The sequence below is a fragment of the Arthrobacter sp. NPDC093125 genome (genome assembly GCF_044754225.1).
Lineage (GTDB): Bacteria > Actinomycetota > Actinomycetes > Actinomycetales > Micrococcaceae > Arthrobacter.
In genome coordinates, this window is the sequence record NZ_JBIVOQ010000019.1 from 52,170 (window position 1) to 63,689 (window position 11,520).

At 65.8% G+C, this 11,520-nt stretch carries 14 protein-coding genes; 12 read left to right on the forward strand and 2 right to left on the reverse strand.

Going from position 1 to position 11,520, the window contains the following annotated elements; translation table 11 throughout:
* Window positions 1-148 precede the first annotated feature (148 nt).
* Window positions 149-919: a hypothetical protein gene (locus ACIP9X_RS20895; RefSeq protein ID WP_400481662.1), complete on the forward strand. Its 771-nt coding sequence runs from the start codon at window positions 149-151 to the stop codon at window positions 917-919.
* 119 nt (window positions 920-1,038) lie between these two features.
* Here ACIP9X_RS20895 and ACIP9X_RS20900 read toward each other — a convergent pair whose 3' ends face one another.
* Window positions 1,039-1,533 (reverse strand): FBP domain-containing protein, encoded by a 495-nt coding sequence (locus ACIP9X_RS20900; RefSeq protein ID WP_400481674.1) that lies wholly within the window; start codon window positions 1,531-1,533, stop codon window positions 1,039-1,041.
* 199 nt (window positions 1,534-1,732) lie between these two features.
* On the opposite strand from ACIP9X_RS20900, the gene ACIP9X_RS20905 reads away from it, so the two are divergent.
* The 6 genes from ACIP9X_RS20905 to ACIP9X_RS20930 all read left to right on the forward strand — a co-directional run bounded on the left by ACIP9X_RS20905 (window position 1,733) and on the right by ACIP9X_RS20930 (window position 8,279).
* Window positions 1,733-2,842, forward strand: coding sequence for an iron-siderophore ABC transporter substrate-binding protein (locus ACIP9X_RS20905; protein WP_400481663.1), 1,110 nt, complete (start codon window positions 1,733-1,735; stop codon window positions 2,840-2,842).
* Between the two features lie 6 nt (window positions 2,843-2,848).
* Window positions 2,849-3,958, forward strand: coding sequence for a FecCD family ABC transporter permease (locus ACIP9X_RS20910; protein ID WP_400481664.1), 1,110 nt, complete (start codon window positions 2,849-2,851; stop codon window positions 3,956-3,958).
* Window positions 3,959-4,071: 113 nt separating this feature from the next.
* Window positions 4,072-5,130 carry a FecCD family ABC transporter permease gene (locus ACIP9X_RS20915; protein ID WP_400481675.1) on the forward strand — a complete coding sequence of 353 codons (1,059 nt, stop codon included), beginning with the start codon at window positions 4,072-4,074 and terminating at the stop codon, window positions 5,128-5,130.
* A gap of 1 nt (window position 5,131) precedes the next feature.
* Window positions 5,132-6,052 carry an ABC transporter ATP-binding protein gene (locus ACIP9X_RS20920; protein WP_400481665.1) on the forward strand — a complete coding sequence of 307 codons (921 nt, stop codon included), beginning with the start codon at window positions 5,132-5,134 and terminating at the stop codon, window positions 6,050-6,052.
* Window positions 6,053-6,138: 86 nt separating this feature from the next.
* Window positions 6,139-7,146 (forward strand): siderophore-interacting protein, encoded by a 1,008-nt coding sequence (locus ACIP9X_RS20925; RefSeq protein ID WP_400481676.1) that lies wholly within the window; start codon window positions 6,139-6,141, stop codon window positions 7,144-7,146.
* A 245-nt stretch (window positions 7,147-7,391) separates the two neighbouring features.
* Complete coding sequence (locus tag ACIP9X_RS20930) at window positions 7,392-8,279, forward strand: SGNH/GDSL hydrolase family protein (protein ID WP_400481666.1); 888 nt, start codon at window positions 7,392-7,394, stop codon at window positions 8,277-8,279.
* Here the strand turns inward: ACIP9X_RS20930 and ACIP9X_RS20935 are convergent.
* The gene (locus ACIP9X_RS20935; RefSeq protein ID WP_400481667.1) at window positions 8,215-8,508 is read right to left on the reverse strand and encodes a YciI family protein; all 294 of its coding nucleotides are present in this window, start codon (window positions 8,506-8,508) and stop codon (window positions 8,215-8,217) included. The two genes, ACIP9X_RS20930 and ACIP9X_RS20935, sit on opposite strands and share 65 nt — an antisense overlap.
* 146 nt (window positions 8,509-8,654) lie before the next feature.
* Between ACIP9X_RS20935 and ACIP9X_RS20940 the strand changes: the two genes are divergently transcribed.
* The 5 genes from ACIP9X_RS20940 to rpsN all read left to right on the forward strand — a co-directional run bounded on the left by ACIP9X_RS20940 (window position 8,655) and on the right by rpsN (window position 11,202).
* On the forward strand, window positions 8,655-9,182 hold the full coding sequence (locus ACIP9X_RS20940) for a MarR family winged helix-turn-helix transcriptional regulator (RefSeq protein WP_400481668.1): 528 nt from the start codon (window positions 8,655-8,657) through the stop codon (window positions 9,180-9,182).
* A gap of 71 nt (window positions 9,183-9,253) precedes the next feature.
* Complete coding sequence (locus tag ACIP9X_RS20945; RefSeq protein WP_400481669.1) at window positions 9,254-10,015, forward strand: SGNH/GDSL hydrolase family protein; 762 nt, start codon at window positions 9,254-9,256, stop codon at window positions 10,013-10,015.
* Between the two features lie 473 nt (window positions 10,016-10,488).
* Window positions 10,489-10,725 carry a 50S ribosomal protein L28 gene (rpmB, locus tag ACIP9X_RS20950; RefSeq protein ID WP_400481670.1) on the forward strand — a complete coding sequence of 79 codons (237 nt, stop codon included), beginning with the start codon at window positions 10,489-10,491 and terminating at the stop codon, window positions 10,723-10,725.
* Window positions 10,725-10,892, forward strand: coding sequence for a 50S ribosomal protein L33 (gene rpmG / locus ACIP9X_RS20955; RefSeq protein WP_003798558.1), 168 nt, complete (start codon window positions 10,725-10,727; stop codon window positions 10,890-10,892). The genes rpmB and rpmG overlap by 1 nt, the downstream gene beginning before the upstream one ends.
* 4 nt (window positions 10,893-10,896) lie before the next feature.
* On the forward strand, window positions 10,897-11,202 hold the full coding sequence (rpsN, locus tag ACIP9X_RS20960) for a 30S ribosomal protein S14 (RefSeq protein WP_400481671.1): 306 nt from the start codon (window positions 10,897-10,899) through the stop codon (window positions 11,200-11,202).
* The last annotated feature ends 318 nt before the right edge of the window (window positions 11,203-11,520 follow it).

An 11,520-nucleotide genomic window follows, 5' to 3' on the forward strand; every position in this document is an offset into this window, starting at 1 on the left:
TCCAGTCCCTAGTGGGGGCGCATTTGTGCGTGCCAATCTGGTGAGCACCACCACTTCGCCACAGCTCACAGGGTTATCAACACTCCCACGCGGCGGGCCAGAGCCACCCTCTCCCGAGCTTGACGGCGTCCTCACGAAAGGCACCTTCATGCGTTCTGCTCACCGCGCCACGTTCGTCACCGCCCTTGCTGCGGCTGCCGCCCTCAGCCTCGCTGGCTGCGGAGCTGTTGCAGAGTCGGCGTCCAGCAATGCAACACCCTCGGCTGCAGCGGCCGGCGCCACAGGGACAGCAACGGCTAAGCCCGCACCCGCGGCGTCCGAGCCTGCGACGTCCAGCGCGAAGCCGTCAGGGGCTGCTGCGCCGGAAGCTGCTGCTCCGGGTGCCGCCGGGGCGGGCACTGCCGCGCCAGGTTCTACCGGGCTGGCAACCTTCACCTTCCCGGGCGACAAGGTGTCGTTCAAATACCCGTCCTCATGGAAGGTGGAGCTCTTCACCGGGCCGAACACGCCCCCCGTGTCAGGCACGGCGACCGTCTACGATGCCGACGGCAACAGGCAGGCCACCATCTACTCCGGGCACATTGCCGACGGCGTGACCCACCCGGTCACCAGGGACGTCTTCGAAACCCAGGCGGTTCCCGGCCTGAAGCAGCAGCCGGCTCCCGTAGCCCACTACTCCTTCTATGCGGACCGGATGGAGGACAACTCTGTCTACCGCATGCACCTCACGGCCGGGGCCCCGCCGTCAGGCGCCGACATGGCCCAGGACGGCATCATCCGCGTCGGAAAGGATGTGCTCGTGGCGGAGGTCCAGTTCATCGAGAAGCCCTTCGCCAGCGACGCAGCCGCCAAGGCCTGGCTGGCGGGGGCCGAGGGACAGGCCCTGAAGGCACTCCTGCTGAGCATCTCCTACCGCTGAATCATCGCGCGGCTGTCGTCCGCTGGTTGAGCCATCACGCTGGTTGAGCTTGTCGAACCGGGTTTCGACAAGCTCAACCAGCACCTTTTTAACAGCTCAACTGGCGGCTTTTCACGTGCCTACCGCCCCTGGACCCGGTCCACAAACTGTTCCGTCCGCGCCAATAGGCTTTCGATCTGGCGGAGAACCACCGCGGCCGGTTCCGGATTGATCTCGTTGGCCGGAGGCTCGACCCGGACGTTGCTGCAGCAGAGGAAGTCGGCACAAATGAGCGTGCCTACCGTGTTGCCGTCACGTCCTGACTGCCCCGCCCTCCTGGCAACCCAGAGCAGGACGTCCTCCTTGGAGAAGACGTCCCGGCACAGCTCGCAGAGGACGGTACGGTTCTTCTTGGCGCCGCCTTCCGGTGCCCGAAGCATGACCCCCGTCAAGCCCTCGGGGCGCGGAATCACCAGGTAGCCCCGCAGGGGCATTTTTTCGTCGCGCCAACCGAGGAAGTCCATCCGGTCCCAGGTCAGCTCTTCGAAGTTCCGGGGCAGGTTGAGCTTGGCGGCCTCGGAGCGGCTGGCATTGATGAAGGACGCCCGGATCTGCTGGGCAGTGACTTTTTCCATGGCAAAGCTTTCGATTACTCGGCTGGCAAGGCAGTCGGGCAGGGGCATCTCTCGCTCCTCGCCCGCTAGATACGGTAACGCGCCAACAACAACTTCACATGTCACGTTCTGCGGAGAAATAGGCGACGCGAAGCTTTCTTAATTGCAGCGAGGATAGGCTAGCCTTACTCACGTTCGCTTCATTCATCTAAGGAGTTCCGTGATTTCCCCCCTCTTCTCCGGCTCCGGCCGCGTGCCCGGCGCCGCCACTTCCCGCCGCGCCCTGCTCAAGACCGCAGGCAAGGCCACCGCCGTCGCCGCCGCCGCAGCACTGGCCCTGACCGGCTGCTCCACCGGCCCGGCCGCCTCTTCCTCGGCCTCATCCGCCGCAGAGTCCTCCAGCGCGCAGTTCCCCGTCACCATCAAGCACGCCTTCGGTGAGACCACCATCGACAAGCAGCCGCAGCGCGTTGCCACAGTCTCCTGGGTCAATGACGACGTCGCCATTGCCCTCGGCGTCGTTCCCGTGGGTGTCCCCAAGACCGAATGGGGCGGCAACGACAAGGGCTCCACCCCCTGGAAGGACGCCGCCCTTGAAAAGCTCGGCGCCAGCTTCGGTTCTGAGAAGGCCCCCGTGCAGTATTCAGAGGCCGACGGCATCAACTTCACCGAGATCGCCAAGCTCAACCCCGACGTCATCCTGGGCGCCTACTCCGGCCTGACGGCGGAGGACTACAAGAAGCTCAGCGAGATCGCTCCCGTCGTCGCCCACCCCGAGGTCGCCTACGGCACCTCCTGGCAGGACTCCACCAGCATCATCGGCAAGGCACTCGGCAAGGAAGCCGAAGCCGCCAAGCTGGTCTCCGACACCGAGGCCACCATCAAGGAGAAGGCGTCCAAGTACCCGCAGATCGAGGGCAAGACCTTCATCTACGGCAACCTTGAGCCCGCCAAGGGCGACGGCGTCAACGTCTACACCGCCAACGACAACCGCCCGCGTTTCCTGTCCTCCATCGGCATGGAGCTGTCGCCGGTTGTGGAGGAGAAGTCCAAGGGATCCAAGGAATTCTTCCTGCCCTGGTCCGCCGAAAAGGCCAACGAGCTGGAATCCGACGTCTTCGTGACCTGGGTCCCGGATGCCAAGACCAGCGACGCCATCAAGAAGGACCCGCTGCTCAGCCAGATCCCCGCCATCAAGAACGGCGCACTGGTGGCGGACTCGGACAACACGCTGACCCTCTCGATCTCCGCCGCTTCCCCCCTGAGCCTGCCGTGGTCACTGGACACGTTCCTGCCGCAGCTCGGTAAAGCTGCCGACGCGGTCAAGTAGCGGGCCATGACACCAAGTACGACGACGGCGGCCGGCTCCGGGCGCGAACGGACAGCTGTGGCCCCTGCGGCTGCGGCGACACGGCCGCAAGTGCCCGTTCGCGCCCGGCTGGCGGGCAAGGCCCCCGGGCCGCGCACCCTGTGGCTGCTGGCCGCCGTCGTCGTGCTTTTCATCGTCTGTGCAGTGTCGCTGGCCGTGGGCGCCCGCGGCCTGTCGCTTGCCACCGTCTGGCAGGCGCTGACGGAGTTCAACCCGGACGACGGCGACCACGCCGTCGTCCACGCGCGTATTCCGCGCACCGTCCTGGGGCTGCTCGCCGGCGGGGCGCTCGGCCTCGCAGGCGCCGCCATGCAGGGCGTCACCCGCAACCCGCTGGCCGACCCCGGCATCATCGGCGTTAACGCCGGCGCCGCCCTGGCCGTGGTCACGGGCATCTACCTCTTCGGCGTCTCCTCCCTCGGCGGGTACATCTGGTTCGCCTTCGGCGGCGCCGCGGCAGCCGCCGCCGTTGTCTATCTCATTGCCTCCATGGGCAGGGACGGAGCGACGCCGGTCAAGCTCGCCCTCGCGGGCGCCGCCCTGAGCGCGGGACTGTACTCGCTGATGAACGTCATCCTGGTCTCCAGCCAGGACACCCTGGACCGCTTCCGTTTCTGGCAGGTGGGCGGCATCGCCGGGCGAGACTGGTCCGTCATCCTGCCCGGCCTGCCGTTCCTGGCCGCCGGCGCGCTGATCGTGCTCTGCACCGGCCGTATCCTGAACAGCCTGGCCCTCGGCGACGACCTTGCCCGCGGGCTCGGCCAGCGCGTTGGCCTGACCCGCGGCGTGACGGCGCTGGGCATCGTGCTGCTCTGCGGATCCGCCACCGCCCTCGCCGGGCCCATTGCCTTCGTTGGACTCGTCATCCCGCACGCCGTCCGCTTCCTCACCGGGCCGGACTACCGCTGGATCCTCCCGTTCTCCCTGGTGCTCGCCCCGGGCCTGCTCCTGCTGTCCGACGTCGTCGGGCGCGTGGTGCTGCTCCCGGGCGAGGTCCCTGCCGGCATCATGACCGCCCTCGTCGGCGCCCCGGTCTTCGTGTGGCTCGTCCGCCGCGGCAAGGGGGCCGGGCTGTGACAACCCCCCGAACCCCCACCGCCACCGACCAGCGCGAACGGACATTTGTGGCCCCCCGCCTCGAGCGCCAACGGGCAGATAACGCCCTCAAAACGGCGCAAACAGGGCCTTATCTGCCCGTTCGCGCACCGTTGCTGCGCCGGACGCTCCTGAACCGCACCGCATTCCTGGCACTCGCCGTCGTTCTTCTGCTGGCCGCAAGCATCCTGCTGGGCAGCTACACCGTGACCATCCCCGACTTCTTCCGGATCCTCACCGCACACTTCACCGACGGCGAGAAAATTCCCGGCGCCAGCTTCATTGTCATGGAGAGCAAACTGCCGCGCGCGGTGGTCGGTGCAATGATCGGGCTGGCCTTCGGCCTCTCCGGCGGCCTGTTCCAGACCATGCTCCGCAACCCTCTGGCCAGCCCCGACGTGATCGGCATTAGCAACGGGGCCAGCGCCGCCGCCGTCACGGCCATCGTGATCTTCGGTGCCACCGGGCCGGCGGTATCAGCCGCAGCCCTTGGCGGAGCCCTGGCAGTCGCGGCCCTGATCTACGCGATTTCCCGCAGCGGCCCGGGCGGCTCCCGGGCCACCGGCTCCGGCGTCGACGCCGGCAACCGGCTCATCCTCGCGGGCGTGGGCCTTGCCGCAGCGCTCGGCGCCGTGGTCAACTTTTTGCTGACCCGAGCGGACATCCGCACCGCGGCTGACGCCCTGGTCTGGCTCAACGGCTCGCTCAACTCGGCAAGCTGGGACCGCGCCGGAGTACTGGCAGCGGCGCTCCTGGTCCTCGTGCCCACAGTCGCCATTCTCGCCGGCCCCCTGCGGATGATCGAACTCGGTGACGACACCGCCGCCGGACTCGGTACCCGCGTGGACCTCACCCGGCTGGGCATCGTGCTCACCGCCGTCGCACTGGCCGCTGTGGCGACGTCGGCAGCTGGCCCGGTCTCGTTCGTCGCCTTCCTGGCCGGGCCCATAGCCCGGCGTTTCACCCGCAAAGCCAGCCTCCCGGCGTCGGCCCTTACAGGCGCCCTGATTGTCCTGGCCGCCGACTACTTCGCCGCCAACCTGGCCCCGCTGCTGCTCGACGGCACCGTGCTGCCGGTCGGCGTCGTCACCGGTGCCCTCGGCGCCCCCTTCCTGCTGTGGCTCCTGGTCACTGCCAACCGAAAGGATGCCTGACATGGCAGTTCTCAAAGCGAAGGACCTGACGCTGCAGTACGACCAGCGCCGCGTCGTCGAGGGGCTGACCGCCGAGATCCCGGAAGGCAGGGTGACCATGATCGTGGGCGCCAACGCCTGCGGCAAGTCCACCCTCCTGCGCGGGCTTTCCCGGCTGCTGAAGCCCGCCGCGGGTGCGGTCACCCTCGACGGGAAGGACATCCATGCCCTCCCGGCGCGTGAACTGGCCCGCACGCTCGGGCTGCTCCCGCAGCACCCGACCGCCCCGGACGGCATCACCGTCCGGGATCTGGTGGGCCGCGGCAGATACCCGCACCAGGGCTTCTTCCGCAGCTGGTCCGAGAAGGACGACGCCGCGGTGCAGCGCGCGCTCGAAGCCACCGAAACGCTGGAACTCGCCGGGCGGAATGTCGATGAGCTCTCGGGCGGGCAGCGGCAGCGCGTGTGGATCGCGATGGCCCTCGCCCAGGAAACGGACATTTTACTCCTGGATGAGCCCACCACCTACCTCGACCTTGCGCACCAGGTGGAGGTGCTGGACCTTGTCACCGACCTCAACCGGCAGCACGGCACCACCGTGGCCATCGTGCTGCACGACCTCAACCTTGCCGCCCGGTACGCGGACCACGTCATTGCCTTGAAAGGCGGACGGATCGTAGCCGAAGGCGGCGCTTCCGACGTGATCACTGAACAGCTCGTCCTGGATGTTTTCGGACTCGATTCCCGCGTGCTGCCGGACCCCGTATCCGGCACGCCGCTGATCATTCCTATCGGCCGACACCATGCGGTCCCGGAGTCCGATGCTGGGGCTGGTGTTGATTCCGGCGCCGAGGCTGGCGCCGGGGTTGGCGCCGAATCGGGCGCCGCCGAAGGTGACAGCGCCCCAAAAGCCGTAACCACGACCCTGGAGTTGGCCTCATGAGCTCAGTCAGCAACCCGGCAACAACCGCCTCCAAGGCCGCGGCGCGGGAACGTCCAAGGGGCGTGCAGCAATTCGCCACCGAGCCGATGACACTCGCATTCGACGTCACCGTCAGCGCCATCCAGGAGCTCGGCGCCAACTTCCGCCGGGTGACGTTTGGCGGTTACTCGCTCAGGGACTTCGGCGTGCACGGCGGCACCCGGGACCTGCGCGTCAAGCTGGTGATTCCGTCCGTAAACGAGGACGGCACCCAGCGTGAACTGCCACCCTTCAACATGGAGAACCCCGGCTGGTACAGGGACTGGCTCGCCATGGACCCGGCCGTCCGGGGCGCCATGCGCACGTACACAGTGCGGCACGCCCGGCTCGACGCCGTATATCCCGAGATCGACGTCGACTTCGTCATGCACTTCGACGCAGACGGGCACGGCGGCCCCGCAGCAAACTGGGCGCGCAATGCCCGCCCGGGCGATGCCCTTACCATCATCGGCCCCAACAACCGTGCAGCGCACTGCGTCACGGCTGAGATTTACTCGGGCATTGAGTGGCGCCCGGGTCTGGCCCAGCGCGTCCTCCTCGCGGGCGACGAGACGGCCGTTCCCGCCATCAGCGCCATTCTGGAAAGCCTGCCTGAGTACATGACCGGTCATGCGTTCCTGGAGGTCCCGGAGGCCGGCGACTTCCTCGACCTCCAGACAGCCGCCAACATCGACATCACCTGGCTTGCCCGTGGCGCCTCGATCGGCCGCTCGCGTCCGCACGGCCAGCTGCTCCAGGAGGCGGTCCAGGCAGCGGTGCCGGTGCCGGGCTGGGTGGGCATCAAGTCGCCCGACTCCACGGCCGGCCCCGAACCGGAGGACGTCAACGTGGACCAGGAAATCCTGTGGGAAACACCCGCCCGCATGGACTCCGCGGCCATCGGTGCCACCAAGAACCCGGCCGTGCCTGCAGGTGCGATGCCCTTTTACGCCTGGATTGCGGGGGAGGCCGGCGTCATCAAGGACATGCGGCGTTACCTCGTCCGCGACGTCGGCATCGACCGGAAGCAGGTCGCCTTCATGGGGTACTGGAGGCAGGGGAAGGCCGAGCTCTAAGCCCAGGAACGCCGTCTAATCCCGGACGCTCCGTCAGTTCCTGCCGTCTAATCCCGGACGCTCCGTCAGTTCCTGCCGTCTAATCCCGGACGCTCCCTCATCAGCAAATTTCTCTGTGAGGGAGCGTTCGTGGACTTACGGCAGGATGTGAGGGGGTGTTCGTGGATTTACGGCAGGATCTGATGGAGCGTTGACGTTCACCTGCGGTTTCCCTCCGGGTCTCCCTGCGTGTGTACCTTGTCCGGATGGGTTCTAATCCTTTGCTTCCGGATCGGGACGGGCGACGGCGGTTCGTCGCCTTGGGCGACTCGTTCACCGAAGGCGTGGGGGACCGGAGCAAGCATCTGCCGAACGGCGTGCGGGGCTGGGCTGACCGGGTGGCAGAGCGGCTGGCCAAGGCCGAGCCCGGCTGGGAGTACGCCAACCTTGCCATCAGGAGCAAGCGGCTGCGCCACATCATCGCCGAACAGCTGGAACCGGCGCTTGCCATGGAGCCGACGTTGATCACGCTGTATGCCGGCGGCAACGACATCCTGGACTTCGGTACGGACATGGACGAACTGATGAGACAGTACGAAGGGCTCGTTGCCACACTCGCCGGCACCGGTGCCACGCTGGTGCTCTTCACCGGCTTCGACGTCAGGGTGTCAGCGCTGCTGGAGCCGCTGAAAAAGAGGAACGCCGCCTACAACCGGGAGGTGCGGGATCTGGCGGCCGAATATGGAGCCGTGCTGGTGGACTACTGGTGCTTCGATGCGCTGTACGACCGCCGCATGTGGGACTCGGACCGGCTGCATATGTCGAAAGCCGGCCATAAATACGTGGCGGCCCAGGTGCTGGACCACCTTGGCGTGCCGCACAAGATCAGCCTCAAGGAGTGGGAACCCCCGGCCAGGATGACGCTCCGCGACTGGGAGCGACGGCAGCGCCGCTGGGTGAACGACTGGGTGCTCCCGCTCTTCGGACGGAAACTGCGGGGCGTCACGCTCGGGGACAACCTCAGCCCCCGCTGGCCCGAACCGGTGAAAGTGCCTCGAAAGGGCGGCCTGAAGAGACTGATGGAAAGGGCTAGCTCGGCTGGTCCAGCAGATTTTCGAAGCCCGGAGCCACCCGGTTCGCAGCGAATTCCATGACTTCGAACTCCGCGACGCCGTTGAAGTAGAACGGATCCTTGGCAAGGGAAGCGTCCAGCGTCTGCCGGTCTGCCTTGGACAGCAGGAGGCCGCCCGTGCGCGGGACCTTCCTGCCCGCGGCAATGAACACGTCTTGGTCGAACGCGTCCTTGAGCCAAGCCACGTGAGCATCCAAGTGGTAATCCACGATGTCCTGGGCAACCTTGTAAGTCAGGGAAACTACGTACATGCCCGCCAGCCTACCGCCCCAGGGCGAGGCGCAGAGTAGGATTACTTGCCCTGCCGGTGCCCGCCGGCCACGACACACGGCCGGAACAGGCGCCTCCTTGAACCGCCGCTTGAATCGTCAATCTTTCTATCTTCTAGGATGGAGTCATGACCGAACCGCGCTGGCTGAATGCCAATGAACGCCGTGCCTGGCTCGCCCAGCTCAGCATCAACACCATGCTGCCTGCGGCCTTGGACACCCAGTTGCACGCCGCCGGCAAGGTCTCGCTGTTCGACTATCACGTGCTGGCCATGCTGTCCGAGGCAGAAGGGCACTTCCTGCCCATGAGTGAACTTGCGGCCCGGACCAGTGCGTCACTTTCACGCCTTTCCCATGTAGTTACCAAACTTCAGAACCGCGGCTGGGTGGAGCGCCGCCCGCACCCGGGGGACGCCCGCGTGACCACCGCCCACCTGACGGATCAAGGAATGTCCACCATCGTCGGGCTGGCTCCGGGGCATGTTGCAACCGTCCGGTCACTGTTCCTGGATGCGCTGACTGAACAGGATGTGTCCGACCTCGCCCGCATTGGTGAAAAGATCGTGGCGCGCCTGGACAGCAACCACTGGATCCTCCGGGAGCACTCTGACGGGCAGCAGGCCCTAAAGAATGGGAAGCAGCCCTCGAAGAAGTAACCGCAGGGCCGGCAGCACCCCGGCGGTAGCCGCCTTGGTTGCTCCCGGCAACGGCTGGCAGACTGGACTCCATGAATTTCACGTCGCGTTTCGTAGCCTTGGGAGACTCTTTCACTGAAGGCGTCGGCGATGACGATCCCACGCGTCCCAACGGTGTCAGGGGCTGGGCCGACCGTGTGGCGGAACAGCTATGCGCGGCGGATCCGGGTTTCGGATACGCAAACCTCGCTATCCGCGGGAGGAAGCTCCGCCAGATCCTGGCAGAACAGGTGGATGCCGCCGTCGAGCTTAAACCGACACTCGTCAGCATCTATGCCGGCGCCAACGATATCCTCCGCCCCAAAATCGACATCGACGACCTCCTCGAGGAGTACGACGCAGGCATCCGCAAACTCGCGGCCACCGGCGCCACCGTGGTGATGTTTACCGGCTTCGATGCCCGCGGCTCGAAGGTTTTCGGCACCATGCGGGGCCGCACGGCCATCTACAACGAGCTGGTGCGGGGCATCGCCGGTGACCACGGCGCTTTGCTGGTGGACTACTGGCGTTTCAACGAGTACTACGACTGGGGGATGTGGGCCAAGGACAGGATGCACATGTCCGCCGCCGGCCACGCGAACATGGCTAAGCGCGTCCTTACGGTCCTGAAATACGATCACTCCATCGAAGTTCCGCCCATGACGCCGGTGCCGGAGCTGACCGGGGTGGATGCACTGAGGGCCAACGCTCTTTGGTTCCGGGAGTTCGCTGCCCCCTGGGTGGTCCGGCGTGTCACCGGCAAGTCCTCCGGAGACAGCCTCGGGCCGAAGTACGGCCAACTGACCCGGCTTTGAGCACCCCGAGCAGGTAAACCGGGGGTCCGCCTCAGCGCTTGCCGCCGTCGTAATTAACAGGGTCTGTGGGGAACCGGGGAGCGGCAAGTTGCGCGGGGGCCTTATACACCCTTTGCCGCCGGATTCGCCTTTAATTCCCGCGTCTCGTAGACTTGGTAGGCGCTAGGTGGCGCGGAGCGTGTGCAATTGCTCCGGTTGGTGGTGACTTTGGTATTGATCGAAGTCCCGGTGGCCGGTAGTTAGGGGCTCAAGTTGCGTGCATTCCTGTATTCGCCCAGCATCCCGGCAGTTCGCAGCGGTTTCCGCTGCAGATGCCCGTGGCCATCGTATTCCGCCGCAGCACGAATTCTCCCAAAAGAATTCAGGACTGTGGAATGCCGGAAATGCAATGGGACTGGATGCGGACGCCGCCTGCCGCACGGTGACGCAGAACGCTGCCAGCCGTTTCAATCATTTTTCAGAGGAGAGTCGTCATGGCAGCACACTGCCAGGTGACCGGAGCCGAGCCGGGCTTTGGACACAGCATTTCGCACTCGCACCGCCGCAACAAGCGCCGGTTCGACCCGAACATTCAGAAGAAGCGCTACTGGGTTCCGTCCCTGCGCCGTAATGTCACCCTGCAGGTCTCTGCAAAGGGCATCAAGACCATCGACGTGCGCGGTATCGACGCAGTCGTCGCCGACATTCTTGCACGAGGGGTGAAGCTCTAGTGGCTAAGGACAAGGACGTACGTCCGATCATCAAGCTCAAGTCGACCGCGGGCACGGGTTACACCTACGTAACCCGCAAGAACCGTCGTAACGACCCGGACCGTCTGGTTCTGAAGAAGTACGACCCCAAGATCCGCCAGCACGTCGAATTCCGAGAGGAGCGCTAAACACATGGCTAAGAAGTCCAAGATTGCTCGCAACGAGCAGCGCAAGGTCATCGTTGAGCGTTACGCTTCGAAGCGCCTCGAGCTGAAGAAGACCCTCGTTGACCCGAACGCGACTGACGAAGCACGCGAAGCTGCACGCCTCGGCCTGCAGAAGCTGCCCCGCGACGCCTCCCCGATCCGTCTGCGCAACCGCGACATCATCGACGGCCGTCCCCGCGGCACCTTCCAGAAGTTCGGTATCTCCCGTGTTCGCTTCCGCGACATGGCTCACCGCGGTGAGCTCCCGGGCATCACCAAGTCTTCCTGGTAATCCAGCACTGCTGATTCCAGCTGCTTGAGAAGAGCCGGCAACCATATGGTTGCCGGCCCTTCTGCTTTAAGCCCGCATTGGCTGGCTGCTAACCAGCCTGCCCTGAGCCGCCAGATCAGGTGACGCACCGCACAGAAAACAATTACGACGGCGGCACCCGGTTTTTCGCTCTCATCTCGCCCTTGTTCTGCGGATTGGCGGGGTTTTTGGGGGTTGGGTGGGTGTGTTGGGGTGGGTTTGCGGTGGGGGGTGGGTGGGTGTATTGTTTTCTGAGTCGCCGCGAGGGGGACCGGCGGGAAGCTGGTTCTTGAGGGTGGC